This is a genomic window from Amycolatopsis sp. NBC_00348 (genome assembly GCF_036114655.1).
Taxonomy (GTDB): domain Bacteria; phylum Actinomycetota; class Actinomycetes; order Mycobacteriales; family Pseudonocardiaceae; genus Amycolatopsis.
Window position 1 is genome coordinate 10,401,341 of the sequence record NZ_CP107994.1, and the last position, 15,175, is coordinate 10,416,515.

At 71.5% G+C, this 15,175-nt stretch carries 15 protein-coding genes and 1 tRNA gene; 15 read left to right on the plus strand and 1 reads right to left on the minus strand.

What is annotated here, in order from left to right; translation table 11 throughout:
- Nucleotides 1–16: 16 nt before the first annotated feature.
- The 12 genes from OHS58_RS47120 to OHS58_RS47175 all read left to right on the plus strand — a co-directional run bounded on the left by OHS58_RS47120 (nucleotide 17) and on the right by OHS58_RS47175 (nucleotide 12,134).
- Nucleotides 17–1,333 carry a glycoside hydrolase family 27 protein gene (locus OHS58_RS47120; RefSeq protein ID WP_328646582.1) on the plus strand — a complete coding sequence of 439 codons (1,317 nt, stop codon included), beginning with the start codon at nucleotides 17–19 and terminating at the stop codon, nucleotides 1,331–1,333.
- 165 nt (nucleotides 1,334–1,498) lie between these two features.
- Nucleotides 1,499–2,308 (plus strand): CoA transferase subunit A, encoded by an 810-nt coding sequence (locus OHS58_RS47125; protein ID WP_328646583.1) that lies wholly within the window; start codon nucleotides 1,499–1,501, stop codon nucleotides 2,306–2,308.
- A gap of 250 nt (nucleotides 2,309–2,558) precedes the next feature.
- Nucleotides 2,559–3,317 carry a CoA-transferase subunit beta gene (locus tag OHS58_RS47130; protein WP_326947080.1) on the plus strand — a complete coding sequence of 253 codons (759 nt, stop codon included), beginning with the start codon at nucleotides 2,559–2,561 and terminating at the stop codon, nucleotides 3,315–3,317.
- A gap of 16 nt (nucleotides 3,318–3,333) precedes the next feature.
- The gene (locus OHS58_RS47135) at nucleotides 3,334–4,515 is read left to right on the plus strand and encodes a thiolase family protein (protein WP_328646584.1); all 1,182 of its coding nucleotides are present in this window, start codon (nucleotides 3,334–3,336) and stop codon (nucleotides 4,513–4,515) included.
- Between the two features lie 10 nt (nucleotides 4,516–4,525).
- The gene (pcaH, locus tag OHS58_RS47140) at nucleotides 4,526–5,263 is read left to right on the plus strand and encodes a protocatechuate 3,4-dioxygenase subunit beta (RefSeq protein WP_326947082.1); all 738 of its coding nucleotides are present in this window, start codon (nucleotides 4,526–4,528) and stop codon (nucleotides 5,261–5,263) included.
- Nucleotides 5,263–5,817, plus strand: a complete 555-nt coding sequence (pcaG, locus tag OHS58_RS47145; RefSeq protein ID WP_328646585.1) for a protocatechuate 3,4-dioxygenase subunit alpha — start codon at nucleotides 5,263–5,265, stop codon at nucleotides 5,815–5,817. Before pcaH ends, pcaG begins: the two co-directional genes overlap by 1 nt.
- 14 nt (nucleotides 5,818–5,831) lie before the next feature.
- Entirely contained in the window at nucleotides 5,832–6,608 is a 777-nt protein-coding gene (gene pcaD, locus OHS58_RS47150) for a 3-oxoadipate enol-lactonase (RefSeq protein WP_328646586.1), read from the plus strand.
- Between the two features lie 11 nt (nucleotides 6,609–6,619).
- Complete coding sequence (gene pcaC, locus OHS58_RS47155) at nucleotides 6,620–7,024, plus strand: 4-carboxymuconolactone decarboxylase (RefSeq protein ID WP_328649975.1); 405 nt, start codon at nucleotides 6,620–6,622, stop codon at nucleotides 7,022–7,024.
- 9 nt (nucleotides 7,025–7,033) lie between these two features.
- Nucleotides 7,034–7,867 carry an IclR family transcriptional regulator domain-containing protein gene (locus OHS58_RS47160; RefSeq protein WP_326947086.1) on the plus strand — a complete coding sequence of 278 codons (834 nt, stop codon included), beginning with the start codon at nucleotides 7,034–7,036 and terminating at the stop codon, nucleotides 7,865–7,867.
- Nucleotides 7,860–8,459, plus strand: coding sequence for a nucleotidyltransferase family protein (locus tag OHS58_RS47165; protein WP_328646587.1), 600 nt, complete (start codon nucleotides 7,860–7,862; stop codon nucleotides 8,457–8,459). The genes OHS58_RS47160 and OHS58_RS47165 overlap by 8 nt, the downstream gene beginning before the upstream one ends.
- Before the next feature lie 991 nt (nucleotides 8,460–9,450).
- Nucleotides 9,451–10,323: an AAA family ATPase gene (locus OHS58_RS47170; protein WP_247062263.1), complete on the plus strand. Its 873-nt coding sequence runs from the start codon at nucleotides 9,451–9,453 to the stop codon at nucleotides 10,321–10,323.
- Nucleotides 10,324–10,367: 44 nt separating this feature from the next.
- Nucleotides 10,368–12,134, plus strand: a complete 1,767-nt coding sequence (locus tag OHS58_RS47175) for a hypothetical protein (protein ID WP_326955287.1) — start codon at nucleotides 10,368–10,370, stop codon at nucleotides 12,132–12,134.
- Nucleotides 12,135–12,218: 84 nt separating this feature from the next.
- Here the strand turns inward: OHS58_RS47175 and OHS58_RS47180 are convergent, their stop codons facing one another.
- Nucleotides 12,219–12,578: a hypothetical protein gene (locus OHS58_RS47180; protein WP_247062265.1), complete on the minus strand. Its 360-nt coding sequence runs from the start codon at nucleotides 12,576–12,578 to the stop codon at nucleotides 12,219–12,221.
- A gap of 253 nt (nucleotides 12,579–12,831) precedes the next feature.
- On the opposite strand from OHS58_RS47180, the gene OHS58_RS47185 reads away from it, so the two are divergent.
- The 3 genes from OHS58_RS47185 to OHS58_RS47195 all read left to right on the plus strand — a co-directional run bounded on the left by OHS58_RS47185 (nucleotide 12,832) and on the right by OHS58_RS47195 (nucleotide 15,147).
- Nucleotides 12,832–12,905: transfer RNA gene (locus OHS58_RS47185), tRNA-Arg, on the plus strand.
- Nucleotides 12,906–12,929: 24 nt separating this feature from the next.
- Nucleotides 12,930–14,042, plus strand: a complete 1,113-nt coding sequence (locus tag OHS58_RS47190; protein WP_328646588.1) for a vWA domain-containing protein — start codon at nucleotides 12,930–12,932, stop codon at nucleotides 14,040–14,042.
- On the plus strand, nucleotides 14,035–15,147 hold the full coding sequence (locus OHS58_RS47195; protein ID WP_328646589.1) for an XdhC/CoxI family protein: 1,113 nt from the start codon (nucleotides 14,035–14,037) through the stop codon (nucleotides 15,145–15,147). The genes OHS58_RS47190 and OHS58_RS47195 overlap by 8 nt, the downstream gene beginning before the upstream one ends.
- The last annotated feature ends 28 nt before the right edge of the window (nucleotides 15,148–15,175 follow it).

Sequence of the window (15,175 nt, forward strand, 5' to 3'; positions counted from 1 at the left end):
TTTCCCCACCCGAGGAGTGTCTCTCTTGAAGCGTCTCCTTTCCGTTTTTGTCGCTGTACTGGGGTTTCTGGCTTTCCTGGTGCCCACGGCCGACGCGCGGACGCCGTTCGTCAAGCCGTTCATGGGCTGGAGCAGCTGGAGCCTGGAGTCGTCGACCCGCGCGGGTTACGGCACTTCGTGGCTGAACGAAGGGCACATCCGCGACGCGGCCGACGCCCTCGCGGGCAAGCTCAAGTCCGCCGGTTACACCAACGTCAACATCGACTCGGGCTGGAACGCGGACCTCGCGTGGGTGTTCCACACCGACGTCAACGGCATTCCGACGCCGGACCCGGGCCGGTTCCCGTCCGGGATCCCCGCGTTGGCCTCCTACGTCCACTCGCGCGGGCTGAAGCTCGGCCTGTACGCGGTGACCGGGCTCGAGAAGGAGGTCTACGACAAGAACGCGCCCATCCTCGGGACGTCGTGCCACGCGCAGGACATCGCGTACCGGCCGCTGACCCCGTCCAACGGCTGGGGCGGCAACTGGAAGGTCGACTTCGGGAACCCGTGCGCGCAGAAGTACTACGACTCGATCGTGTCCCGGTTCGCGTCCTGGGGCGTCGACTTCGTCAAGGTCGATGGGACGACCGCAGACAACGTCGCCGACATCAGGGCTTGGTCCGCGGCCATCGATCACGCGCGGCGGCCGATGTGGCTGACGGCGAGCGCGTGGCCGGTGCCGCGATCCATCGGGCCCGCGCTCGCTCCCCACGCCAACGGCGTCCGCATCGACACCGACGTCGAGTGCTACTGCGACACGGTGTCCTCCTGGGACAGCTCGGTGAAGGCACGCTGGGCGGACCTGCCTTCGTGGCAGGGCGTGTTCGGGCCCCAATACCGCCCGGACCTGGACTCGATGCCGATCAGCAACAACACCGGCAGCGGCATCCAGGACGGCATCTCCGACGTCGAACGGCAGAGCGTGATGACGTTCTGGTCGATGGCGTCCTCGCCGCTGTACGTCGGGGGAGACATCTGCTTCCTGGACTCCGCCGCGGTGTCGATCCTGACGAATCCCGAGGTCATCCGCGTCGACCAGGCCGGGTCCTACCCGACCCAGGTGACCGGCGGCGACCTGCAGGTGTGGCGGAAGCGCGCCCCGGACGGCCGGACGTACGTGGCCGTCTACAACCTGGGTCCGGCACCGGCGGACATCCGGGTGGACCTCGGTGGTCACGGGTCGAGCCCGGTGCGTGACCTGGTCGCCCGGACGGATCTCGGCCGGTTCCGGGGTTCGTGGACCGCTTCGGCTGTTCCGGCTCACGGCTCGCGGCTGGTCCGGATCGGCTGATCGTTGTTCTCGAAGGGGACTTTTTTCGCGCGAACGGCGGGAAAAGTCCCCTTCGTCGTGCCTGCGTCATCCATTGGGTGGAAGACGTCTGGTCGCCGCCCCGGCCATCGTGTTATGTTCGATGACAGAACGAGTGTGCGTGATGCGAACAGGTGGGAGTGCGGGATGGCGGAGCTGCTGTCGCTGGAAGAGGCCGTGGCCCGGCTGGTGCACGACGGCGACACCGTCGCGCTGGAGGGCTTCACGCACCTCATCCCGGTCGCGGCCGGGCAGGAGATCATCCGCCAGCGGCGGCGTGACCTCACGCTGGTGCGGATGACCCCGGACATCGTGTACGACCAGCTCATCGGCGCCGGCTGCGCGAGCAAGCTGATCTTCTCGTGGGGCGGCAACCCCGGCGTCGGCTCGCTGCACCGGTTCCGCGACGCGGTCCAGCACGACTGGCCGGTGCCCCTCGAGATCGAGGAGCACAGCCACGCGGGCATGGCGAACCGCTACGTCGCGGGCGCGTCGGGCCTCCCGTTCGCGGTCCTACGTGGCTACACAGGCACGGATCTCCCGGCACAGACCGACACCATCAAGCCGATCACCTGCCCCTTCACCGGCGAGCAGCTGACAGCGGTGCCGGCCCTGAACCCGGACGTCACGATCGTCCACGCCCAGCGCGCGGACCGCGCGGGCAACGTCCAGATGTGGGGCATCACCGGCGTCCAGAAGGAAGCGGTCCTGGCGGCGAAACGCTCGCTGGTCACGGTGGAGGAGATCGTCGACGACCTGGAACCCCGCCCCGGTGCGGTCATCCTCCCGGGCTGGGTGGTCACGGCGGTGTCGGAAGTCCCCGGCGGCGCCAAGCCGTCCTACGCGGCGGGCTACTACGAACGCGACAACTCGGCCTACCAGGCTTGGGACGAAGTGGGCCGCGATCGCGAGGCGTTCACGAAGTGGCTCAACGACCTGACCGGGGTAACGGCGTGACCCCCACCCCGGCCGTGGAGCGTAGGTTCTCCCCGGCGCAGCCCACCGGCGTCACGTCTTCCCGGGCGCTCGGCGGCGAGGTCACGGCCCCTTTCTCCGGCGCGGCGGTCTTCAGCCGAGCTGGCGTGGACCCGGCTCGCGCGACCCCGTCCGGCCGGGCGGTCGCCGCCTCCTTCCCCGAGGCGGCGCCCACGGCCCCGGTCCCCACCGCGACCACCCCCGACACCGGCTCCACCGCGGAGGCAACGGCATGACCACCGACTACACCGCCGACGAGATGATGAGCGTCGCGGCCGCCCGCGCCCTCGGCGACGGCATGTCCTGCTTCGTCGGCATCGGCCTGCCGAGCAAGGCGGCCAACCTGGCCCGCCGCACCCACGCCCCGGACCTGACCCTGATCTACGAGTCCGGCTGCCTCGGCGCGAAGCCGTCCCGTCTCCCGCTCTCCATCGGCGACGGCGAGCTGGCCGACACCTCCGACGCCGTGGTCAGCGTCCCGGAGATCTTCAACTACTGGCTCCAGCCCGGCCGCATCGACGTCGGCTTCCTCGGCGCCGCCCAGCTGGACAAGTTCGGCAACATCAACACCACCGTGATCGGCTCGGACTACCACGATCCGAAGGTCCGCCTGCCCGGCGCGGGCGGCGCCCCGGAGATCGCCGCGTCCTGCCGCGAGGTGTTCGTCGTGCTCCGGCAGAACCCCCGCGCGTTCGTCGAGAAGGTCGACTTCGTGACGTCCTTCGGCCACGGCACCGGCAAGGGCGACCGCGAACGCCTCGGCCTGCCGGGCCGGGGCCCGACCCTGGTGGTCACCGACCTGGGCCTGCTGCGCCCCGACCCGGAGACCGCGGAGCTCACCCTCACCGAGCTCCACCCGGGCGTCGAGCTGGAGCGCGCGGTGGCGGCGACCGGGTGGACACTGAAGGTCGCGGACGACCTCACGGTCACCCCCGCCCCCACCGAAGAGGAGCTGGCCGTGCTGCGAGACCTCGAAAAGGCAAGCAAGTGACCCGGAAGGCCACCGCATGACCGACGTCTACGTCCTCGACGCGCTCCGCACCCCGTTCGGCCGCTACGGCGGCGCGCTGGCCGGCGTCCGGCCGGACGACCTCGCCGCGACCGCGCTCCGGGCCATCCGGTCCCGCAACGACCTCGATCCGTCCACAGTGGACGAGGTGACCCTCGGCGACGCGAACGGCGCGGGCGAGGACAACCGCAACGTCGCCCGCATGGCCACCTTGCTCGCGGGCTGGCCGACGAGCATCCCCGGCAACACCGTCAACCGCCTCTGCGGCTCGGGGCTCGACGCGGTGATGCAGGCCAGCCGGTCGATCCAGGTCGGCGACGCGTCCCTGGTGGTCGCCGGCGGCGTCGAGTCGATGACCCGCTCGCCGCTGGTCATGCCCAAGCCGGAGAAGGCGTTCCCGGCGGGCAACCAGACCCTCTACAACACCGCGCTCGGCTGGCGCATGGTCAACCCGGCGATGCCGGGGCACTGGACGATCTCCCTCGGCGAGTCCACCGAGAAGCTCGCCGAGCAGTACGGCATCGGCCGTGATGAGCAGGACGCCTTCGCGGCGCGCAGCCACGTCAATGCCGCCAAGGCCTGGGACGAGGGCTTCTACGACGACCTGGTCGTCCCGGTCGAGGGCGTGGACCTGGCCCGCGACGAGAGCATCCGCCCGGACTCCAGCCCGGAGAAGCTGGCGAAGCTCAAGCCCGCGTTCCGCAAGGAAAACGGCACCGTCACGGCGGGCAACGCGTCCCCGCTCAACGACGGCGCCTCGGCGCTGCTGCTGGGTGACGAAGCGGCGGCGAACCGGCTCGGCCGGGCGCCGCTCGCCCGGATCGCCGGCCGCGGCGCGGCGGGGGTCGACCCGGACGTCTTCGGCATCGGCCCGGTGCGCGCGGCCGAGATCGCGCTGGAGCGCGCCGGCATCGGCTGGGACGACCTGGCCGCGGTCGAGCTGAACGAGGCCTTCGCCGCGCAGTCGCTGGCGTGCCTGCGCGACTGGCCGAAGCTCGACCCGGAGATCGTCAACACCCACGGCGGCGCGATCGCCATCGGCCACCCGCTCGGCGCGTCCGGTGGCCGCATCCTCGGCACCCTGGCGCACGATCTGCACCGCCGCGGCGGGGGCTGGGGACTCGCCGCCATCTGCATCGGCGTCGGCCAGGGCCTGGCCGTCGTCCTCGAAGGCCGGTAAGGGAGGCACCATGGCTGCTCCGACCGAACTCAAGCTGCCGCACTACGGGCCGGACCCCGAAGGCACGCACCCGCCGCTGGGCTTCACCGGCTACCGGTCCACGGCGTTGCGGTACCCGCGGCAACCGCTGGTGCTGCTCCCGCAGATGCTGACCGAGGTCACCGGCCCGCTGCTCGGCCCCGGCCGGCTCGGCGAGCACGACAACGACCTCACCCGCCGGCACGCGGAGGAGCCGCAGGGTCAGCGGATCATCGTCACCGGCCGGCTGCTCGACGGCGACGGCCGTCCGGTGCGCGATTCGCTGATCGAGATCTGGCAGGCGAACGCGGGCGGGCGCTACCGGCACACCGGCGATCGCTGGCCCTCCCCGCTCGACCCGAACTTCGACGGCGTCGGGCGCGCACTCACCGACAGCGACGGGCGCTACACCTTCACCACCATCAAGCCCGGCGCGTACCCGTGGAAGAACCACGACAACGCCTGGCGCCCCGCGCACATCCACTTCTCGGTGTTCGGCTCGGCGTTCACCCAGCGGCTGGTCACCCAGATGTACTTCCCGGACGACCCGCTGTTTTCCCAGGACCCGATCTTCAACTCGATCCCGGACGAGAAGGCCCGGCAGCGCATGGTTTCCCGGTACGACCACGAGATCACGCAGTCGGAGTGGGCGCTCGGCTACCAGTTCGACATCGTGCTGCGCGGGCGCGAGGCATCGGTGTTCGAAGAGGAAGAAGAGGACGAGGACTGATGCCCAGGCTGCTCCCCACCCCTTCGCAGACCGTCGGCCCGTACCTGTCGATCGGCCTGCCCTGGCCCGACGGCCCGTACGTCGTCCCGGAAGGCACCCCCGGCGCGCTCTGGATCCGCGGCACGGTGCACGACGGCGCCGGCGACCCGGTTCCGGACGCCATGATCGAGACCTGGCAGGCCGACCCCGAAGGCGGCTTCCACCACCCCGACGACCCTCGCGGCGAGGCGTCCGACGAGTTCCGCGCCTTCGGCCGCTGCCCGACGGAAACCGATGGCACGTACGGAATCCTGACCCTGCTTCCGGGCCCGCTGCCCGGCGGGGGCGGCACCACCCAGGCGCGCCACATCGACGTGTCGGTGTTCGCGCGCGGCCTGCTCAACCGGGTCGTCACACGGATCTACTTCGCGGACCAGGACAACTCGGCGGACCCGACGCTGGCGACGGTGCCGGCGGAGCGGCGCGACACGCTGATCGCCGCGAAGACCGCGGACGGCTACCGCTTCGACGTGCGGTTGCAGGGCGACGGTGAGACGGTGTTCTTCGCCCTATGAACGGAGATGGGAACGTGAACGCCGTACCGGTGCACCGGGTCGTCGAAGGCCCCGAAGACGGGCCGGTGGTGGTGTTCGCCGGTTCGCTGGGCAGCGACCTCCGGATGTGGGAACCCCAGGTGGTTCCGTTGCTGGAGCGCGGTTTCCGCGTGGTGCGCTACGACACGCGCGGCCACGGCGCGTCGCCGGTGCCGCCCGGCCCGTACGACCTCGACGACCTGGGCGCCGACTTCCTCGCGCTGCTGGACGACCTCGGCGTCGCGAAGGCGCACCTGGTGGGGCTGTCGCTCGGCGGGATGACCGGCATGTGGCTCGGCGTCCACACGCCCGACCGCATCGCGAGCCTGGTGCTCTGCTGCACGTCCGCCAAGCTCGGCCCGCCGGAGATGTGGGCGGACCGCGCCCGCACGGTCCGCGCGGAGGGCACGGCGACCGTGGCCGGCGCGGGTGTCGGCCGCTGGCTGACGCCCGCGTACCGCGAACGGCACCCCGACCGCGCCGCGTTCCTGCGCTCGATGATCTCCGAGGTCCCGGCCGAGGGCTACGCGTCCTGTTGCGGCGCGATCGAGCGGATGGACCTGCTCGACGTGCTGCCGAAGATCGCCGCCCCCACGCTGGTCATCGCGGGCGCCGACGACCCGGCCACCCCGCCGGAGGAGCACTCCCGCCCGATCGCCGACGGCATCCCGGGCGCGCGGTTGGAGGTCGTGGCGGACGCTGCGCACCTGGGCAGCTACGAGCAGCCCGAGGAGTTCACCAGGCTGATCCTCGAGCACCTGGAGGCACTGTGACAGACAACCGCGTGACCGACGACCGCCACGAGCAGGGCATGAAGGTGCGCCGCGAGGTGCTGGGCGACGAGCACGTCGACCGCGCGGTCGCGGGCACGACCGAGTTCAGCCGCCCGTTCCAGGACTACATCACCGAGGGCGCGTGGGGCACGGTCTGGTCCCGTGACGGCCTGGACCGGCGCACCCGCAGCTGCGTCACACTGGCGGCCTTGACGGCGTTGCACGCGCACAACGAGCTGCCGATGCACGTCCGGGCCGCGGTCCGCAACGGCCTGACCGCGGCCGAGATCGGCGAGGTCCTGCTCCACACGGCCGTCTACGCGGGCGCGCCGGCGGCGAACGCGGCGTTCGCCATTGCCCAGCGCGCCCTGGCCGAGCTGGGCGAGCCGAGCGCCCTGCCCGCCGACGCCGGATAGGGTTTCGGAATGGACGCGAGTCTGCCCCCCTTCGACGTCGAACTGGACGGCGAGCCCGCCCACCGCGGTGCCCACCACGTGCAGTCGCTGGAGCGCGGCTTGGCCGTCATCAAGGCGTTCCACGCGGGCGCGGCCGAACTCACCTTGAGCGACGTCGCCCGCGCGACGGGCCTGACCCGCGCCGCGGCCCGCCGGTTCCTGCTGACGCTGACCGACCTCGGTTACGTCCGCACGGACGGCAAGTACTTCTCGCTCACCGCCCGCGTCCTGGAGCTGGGCTACTCGTACCTGTCGAGCATGACGCTGCCCGAGGTGGCGCAGCCCCACCTCGAGCACCTGTCGGCCGACGTGCACGAGTCGAGCTCGGTCTCGGTGCTGGAGGGGACGGACATCGTCTACGTGGCGCGGGTGGCGGTCTCGCGCATCATGACGGTGAGCATCAACGTGGGCACCCGCTTCCCGGCGCACGCGACGTCGATGGGGCACGTCCTCCTGACCGGTCTCAGCGCCGCGGAGCTGGAGGCGTACCTGGTGGTCGCGAGGCTGGACCGCCTCACCGACCGCACGGTCACCTCACCCGACCGCCTGCGCACCGAGCTGGCCAGAGTCGGCGAGCAGGGCTGGGCCATGGTCGACCAGGAACTGGAGGAGGGCCTCCGCTCGGTAGCGGCCCCGATCCACGACCGCCGAGGCACGGTGGTAGCGGCGGTCAACCTCTCGACCCACGCGAGCCGCACCACGGCCGAGTCGGTGGAGCGCGACCTGGTCCCACCCCTGCTGGCCACAGCTCGCGCGATCGAGTCGGACCTGTCGGCAGGAGCCCCAGGCCGAGCCCATGGCTGAGCAGGTAGCCGGCCTCCTACTGGCCGCAGGCGCCGGCCGCAGATTCGGAGGCCCGAAGGCCCTGGCCGCCCTGAACGGCGAACCCCTGGTCCAACGCGCCCTACGGATCATGGAGGAAGCAGGCTGCACCCCGATCCGAGTAGTCATAGGCGCAGCAGCCGACGAGGTCCGAGCCCTGCTGCCAAACCCCGACATGGCGGTAGTAGCGGAAGACTGGGCAACCGGAATGGGCGCCTCCCTACGCACCGGCTTGGCGGAGCTGAACCGACTCGACGGCCCCATCGCGACCCTGGTCCACCTGGTCGACCTCCCCTGGGTAGGCCCCGAAATCCTCACCCGGGTAGCAACCAACGCAACCGCCGACACGGTCGCCCGCGCAGCCTACGAGGGCACCCCGGGCCACCCGGTCCTACTGGGCCGCACCTGGTGGCCAGAAATAGCCAAAACGGCGGAAGGCGACCGAGGAGCCCGAGACTGGCTGGCAACCCGCAAGGACCTGACACTGATCGAGTGCGCAGACCTAGGCAACGGCCGCGACGTAGACCACCGAGCGGACCTGCCAGACCAAGTAAGTCCCACCAACCCCGCCTGACCCACCCAATCTGGGCAGCGGCCGCGATGTGGACGACCGCACGGACCTGCCGAACTCAGCAAGCCCTACCAACCGGCTGACCCGCCTGACCTGGGCAGCGGCCGCAACCTAGACCACCGCGCGGACCGCCGAACCCAGCAAGTTCTAGCAACCCGGCTGACCCCGCCCAAGCTGGTGCGACCTGGGCAGCAGCCGCGACCCAGACCACCGCGCGGACCTGCCGAACCCAGCCATTCGTACGGCAGGCGGCAATCCCGCGCACAAGCTGCTCAGCAAGCTCAGCAATCTCGGCTGACCTGGCCCGACGAGCCCGGCCTGGGTCGCCCCGGAGCCATTCCGCCCGACATCGGCCGACCCGCGCGATCTGTGCAGTCCAGGGCGACCTGCGCCGCCCGGCCCCGGCGACAAAACCTGATACCTAGTCAGCCTCCACCACCCCGTGGCGACCTTGCTGTCCCGCCGAGCCGTCCCCGCTGAGAGATTGCGCCCGACCTTGCCGCCTCACCGGCTCGGCCTGACGTCCCCCGCCCGCCGCACCGCTCCCGCGAGCCTCGCTCGGCGCAGCCACCGCGGCCTCGCTGCCACTGGCGCCACCGTGGTGACTGTCACCGCTGTGGTCGCCCGTGCCTCCACGACCGCTCCGGCCTGCCGAGCCGTCGCAGCTGCGGTCGCCCACGATGCCCCTGCGCATCCGCAGCACCCTGCCGAGCCGTCGCAATCGCGGCCGACTCCGCCGCTCACTCGGCCGCAACCATCCCGCGTGGCATCACCACCCCGCAGACCTGTCACTGCCGCGGCTGCCCGCGGTGCTCCCTGCACAACCGCTCCGACCTGCCGAGCCGTCGCAGCCGCGGCCGACCCCGTCGCCCACCCGACCGCAGTCGCCCCACCCAGCCTCACCACCTCGCCGCGACCCTCCTAACCCCCCGACCTGCCGAGCCCCCTCGGCCGTAAACCGCGCCGAAGCTTGCCGACCCCTACGATCGAGTTCGTGACCGACTCGCTCGCCTCACCCGAAGAACTCGCCGCCGCGCTGGATCGGACCGGTTACCTCGCCGATGACGGGCTCGCCACCGCCGGGTTCCTCGCCCTGCGGATGGGGCGTCCGCTCTTCTGCGAAGGCGAGCCCGGCACCGGCAAGACCGCTCTCGCCCTCGCGCTGGCCACCGCGCTCGATCGGCCGCTCGTGCGCCTCCAGTGCCACGAGGGCATCGACGCCGCCCAGGCTCTCTACGAGTGGGACTTCCCGCGGCAGCTCCTGCACCTGCGCGCCCTCGAAGCGAGCGGGGGCATCGACGTCGAGACCGCCGAGCGCTCCCTCTACACCGAGCGGTTCCTGCTGGCCCGGCCGCTGCTGCAGGCCCTCATCAGCGCCCCGTGCGTGCTGCTGATCGACGAGATCGACCGCGCCGACGACGAGTTCGAGGCCTTCCTCCTGCAGCTGCTCGACGAGTACGCCGTGACCATCCCCGAGTACGGCGAGGTCCGCGCGGAGCAGCCGCCGCTGGTGGTGCTGACCTCCAACCGGACCCGTGAGGTGCACGACGCGCTCAAGCGGCGGTGCCTCTACCACTGGCTGGAACACCCGGACCTGGTTCGAGAGGTCACGATCCTGCGCCGTAGGATCCCGCTAATAGGTGAAGTTCTGGCTCGTCAGGTCGCTGAAGCGGTGCAACGGCTCCGGCAAATGGACCTGCTGAAACCACCTGGAGTAGCGGAGTCACTCGATTGGGCGAAAGCCCTGATGACTCTCCACCGTGACGAACTGGACGCGGCATCAGCGGCGAGAACGCTCGGTGCGGTCCTGAAATACAGCGAAGACCTCGACCGGGTCAGGGCCAAGCTCGACGCCCTGTTCGCCTGACGGCCGGTCCGGGGGATGACCGAAGGCGTGGGAGGACCTGAGGCATGAGTGTGGCGGAGACGACCGAGGCGCGACCACTGGCCGAGCCGGAGCCGGATCGGCCCCAGCCGGCCGGTCCGGCGGACACCCGCCGGGGGTGGCGGCCCAAGCTGGCCGCCGTCGCGGCGATCCTCGGGGGCACCGCGCTGATCGCCGCGCACGCCTCGCTCTACGGCAACTGGCTGATCGACGACGCGGCGATCACGTTCGCCTACTCGCGTGACGTCGCCGACGGGTTCGGCCCGGTGCTGCAGCCCGGCGCCCTGCCGGTCGAGGGCTACTCCAACCCGACCTGGATGATCCTGCTCGCGCTCGGCAAGCTCGTCGGGCTGTTCGACCACGGCACGATCTTCGGCGTCAACGACCAGATCCTGTTCCCGAAGGCCCTCGCCCTGGCCTGCTGCCTCGGCATCCTGGTCCTGTTCTACTTCGGCGCGAAGACGCTCAGCCGCCGGCCCGCCCTGATCACCTTCGTCGCCGGGGCGGCGCTCGCCGCGATCCCGTCGTTCGTGATCTGGTGCTTCTCCGGCCTGGAGAACTCGTTCTACGCGCTGACCGTCACCGCGATCGCGGTGCTCTGCCTGCGCGCCGTCCAGAGCGGCAAGCTGCTCAACCACCAGGTCGCCATCGGTACCGGCCTGATCGCCATGGCCGCCGCGCTGACCCGGCCGGACGGGATCATCTACGCCGGCGCGTACCCGATCGTCGTCGCGCTGTTCCTCAAGCGCGAACTGCTCGCCCGCAGCATCCGCGCGGTCGTCGTCTCGGTGGCCGCGTTCGCCGTGCCCTACGGCGCCTACGTGGTCTTCCGCTGGTTCGAGTTCGGCCGGCTGGTGCCCAACACCGCGGTCGCGAAGGGGCAGGACCCGCCCACCCTCGACGACCTCGACCGGCCCGCCCAGATCGTGGACTACATCGGCTGGCTGGTCGTCGCGGTCGCCGTCGCGTGCCTGGTGATGCTGCTGGTCCGGCCGTCGAAGCTGCGCACCGGCCTGGTCGCGCTGCTGGCACCGTTCGGGCTGACCGTGGTCGCGTTCATCGTGCTCGAGTACGACTGGATGGGCCAGCTGCGGTTCGCCACGCCGGTGTGGACGCTCGGTGCGTTCGGCGGCGCGATCGTGGTGGTCGAGGCGCTGGCCGCGGCCCGGCTGCGCGGCCGGATCGCGCTGGCCTGCCTGCTGGTCGTCGCGCTGGTCAGCTCGGTCAGCGGGCTCTACACGCAGGGCACGACGTACCGCGCCCACGCGAAAACGGCGTTCTGCATCGTCGCCGAGCGCGACGCCCAGGCCATCAACGGTTTCGCGGACATCCTGAAACTTCCCGACACGGCCCAGGTCGGCCTGATCGACCTCGGCGGGACGTCGCTGGGCAGCCGCATCCGGGTGCTCGACCTGGCCGGCCTCGGCGACAAGCCGATCGCCGACTACCTGCACAAGGCGGACATGGCCGGCCTGCGCGACTACACGTTCAACGTCGCGAAGCCGGAGATGATCACCTTCATCGGCTCGTGGATCACGACGCTGCAGTTCGACAAGGACCCGCGGTTCGACCGCGACTACGCGACGATCTTCGTGAACCGCCCGATCGGCGACGACACCGTCGACTCGCGCAACTGGGTCAGCTACCACGTCCGCCGTGACCTGGTCGACCCCGCGAAGCTCGCGGAACTGCAGGCGTACGCGCAGAAGACGCTCCCGCCGATCCTGGAGCTCAACAAGACCGCCGGCCTCCGCGCCTGCGCACCGATCAAGCCCGGCATCAAGGTCTCCTGACCCGGCCGGCGCGCCCGCTTCGAAAGTCCACAAAGGACGATCGGGGCGGGCGCGTCGTCGTTCCGGGGGAACCGGGGCCGGCTCCTAAGACCGTACGCGTCGTTCCTGCGGGTCGTAGACCACGAGGTTCCGGAGCCGGGCTTCGGCGACGGCGCCGGAAACGACCGTGCCGGCCACGTCCCGGCCCATGCCGAAGTAGAGCAGCGGGCCGCTCGCGTTCGACATCAATCCGCTCGACGCCCATGGAGAAGTTTCGCCGAGATCGTGCGCGCCGAGATCGGGCCACCGGCGGAGCAGGGCCTGGACGTACTCGGTGATCGTCGGCCACGGTGGCCGCACGGCCGACAGCTCGATGTACTTCATGTAGAGGCGGCCGTACTCCGCCGCGGCCCCGGCGTCGTCCGCCGGTGCCGGTCCGTCCCACACAACCAGGTCGTAGCTCACCGGTGCATGGTCGCACGCCGCGTAAATGCGTTGCCGCGCCACCAAGAGTCCGGCATTCTTCCTCCAGCACCGAGAAACCCGAGAGGAGGAGATCGTGACCGAAGCCCGGATGTTCCGATGCGGCGCGATCTCCCGTGCCGTCCGCTGAATTCTTTCTGAAGGCTCTTCGCGCCCGCCCCGCCGCTACCGGGGCCGGCTGCGGCGAAGAGCGCGGTCTGCGCCCGTCCGGGGAGGGGCGTGTGCAGGCCGCCCCGTCCCGGTAGCTCAGCAGGACAGAGCGCGGCGCTACGAACGCCGAGGTCCGAGGTTCGACTCCTCGCCGGGACACACCGACAAGCGCACAATGGGGACATGACCACGGTCTCCGATCCGGTCGCCGGGTACGCCGGGTTCGCCGCCGCGCTGCGGGAGGCGGGCGTGGCCTGCGACGCGCACCGCGTGCAGGCCTACCTGGCCGCCGTCGGCGAGGTCGACGTCGCCGAGCCCACCCAGCTGTACTGGGCGGGGCGGCTCACTCTGTGCTCGAGCCCCGACGACCTGGCCTGTTACGAAGAGGCCTTCAGCCAGTGGTTTTCGATCGAACCGCCGGGTCCGCGCCGCGCGAAGGCCGCCGCGCCGAAGCAGGCGCGGATCGCACCGCTCGTCGACACCGAGGGCGGGGACGCCGACGGCGGCGACGGTCCCGACCAGCTGAAGGTCGCCGCGAGCGGCCAGGAGGTGCTGCGTCACCGCGACCTCGCCGAGCTGACCACCGCCGAACGCGAGCACCTGCGTGAGCTGCTGGCCACCCTGCGTCCCGTGCCGCCCCGGCGCCGCGCCGCCCGGCGGACGCCGGCCCGCCGGGGACGGCTGGATCCGGCCCGCACGCTGCGCGCGATGCTCGCCAGCGGCGGCGAACCCGTCCGGCTCGCGCACACCCGCCGCGGTTCGCGGCCGCGCCGGGTCGTGCTGCTGATCGACGTCTCCGGCTCGATGAGCCCGTACGCCGACGCGCTGCTGCGGTTCGCGCACGTCCTCACCCGGTCCGCGCCCCAGTCCGTCGAGGTGTTCACGCTCGGCACGCGGCTGACCCGGGTGTCGCGCCAGCTGCGTCAGCGCGACCCGGAGCGCGCGATGCTCTCGGCGGGTTCCGCGGTGCCGGACTTCGCCGGCGGCACCCGCCTCGGCGAGACGCTGCGGGCCTTCCTCGACCGGTGGGGACAGCGCGGCGTGGCCCGGCGCGCGGTCGTCACGATCTTCTCTGACGGCTGGGAGCGCGGCGACACCACGATGCTCGGCGAGCAGCTCGCGCGGCTGCACCGCCTCGCGCACGCCGTACTCTGGGTGAATCCGCACGTCGGCCGTGCGGGGTACGCTCCGGTCCAGTCGGGCATCGTGGCCGCATTGCCCCACATCGACCGGCTGCTGGCCGGGCACACCCTGGCCACCTTGGAACGACTGCTCGGGGAGATTTCCGATGCGTGACGTACTGGATGACGTGTTCCGCCGCTGGTCGGCGGGGGAGACGGTCGGGCTGGGCACCGTCGTCGCCACCTTCTCGTCGGCCCCCCGCGCCCCCGGCGCGGCGATGGTCGTGGCCCCGGACGGCACCGTCGCCGGCAGCGTGTCCGGCGGCTGCGTCGAAGGCGCCGTCTACGAGCTGGCGCAGGAGGTCGTCACCGAGCGCAAGCCGGTGCTGCAGCGCTACGGCGTCACCGATGACGACGCCTTCGCGGTGGGTCTGACCTGCGGCGGGATCATCGACATCTACGTCGAGCACGTCGACCGCGAGTCGATGCCCGAGCTGGGCGACGTCGTCGCGTCGGTCCGCGGCGGCGAGCCGGTCGCGGTCGTGACGGTCATCGAGCACGAGCGCGAAGGCCTGGTCGGCGAGCACATGATCGTCTGGCCGGACCGCACCGAGGGCTCGCTGGGCTCGTCGCGGATGGACGACGCGGTGGCCGACGACGCCCGCGGCCTGCTGGCCAGCGGCCGCACCGGCACCCTGCACTACGGCCCGGACGGGCAGCGCCGCGGCGAGGGGATGGCGGTGTTCGTCAACTCCTTCGAGCCGCCGCCCCGGCTCCTGGTGTTCGGCGCGATCGACTTCGCCGCCGCGATGGCGCGCATGGGCGCCTACCTCGGTTACCAGGTCACGGTGTGCGACGCGCGGCCGGTGTTCGCCACCAGCAGCCGGTTCCCGGACGCGCACGAGGTCGTCGTCGACTGGCCGCACCGGTACCTCACGGCGGAGGCGGACGCGGGCCGCATCGACCGGCGCACCGCGATCGCGGTGCTGACCCACGACCCGAAGTTCGACGTCCCGCTGCTGGAGGTCGCGCTGCGCCTCGACGTCGGGTACGTCGGCGCGATGGGGTCCCGCAAGACCCACGACGACCGGTTTTCGCGGCTGCGCGAGGCCGGCGTCACCGAGCCCGAGCTGGAACGGCTGTCCTCGCCGATCGGTCTCGACCTCGGCGCCCGCACCCCGGAGGAGACGGCGGTGTCGATCGCCGCGGAGATCATCGCGTTGCGCTGGGGTGGCGGCGGACGGCGGCTCGCCGAACTGTCCGGCCGCATCCACGGCTGAAAAGTTCACCCGGGCGGCGTTTCCGCGG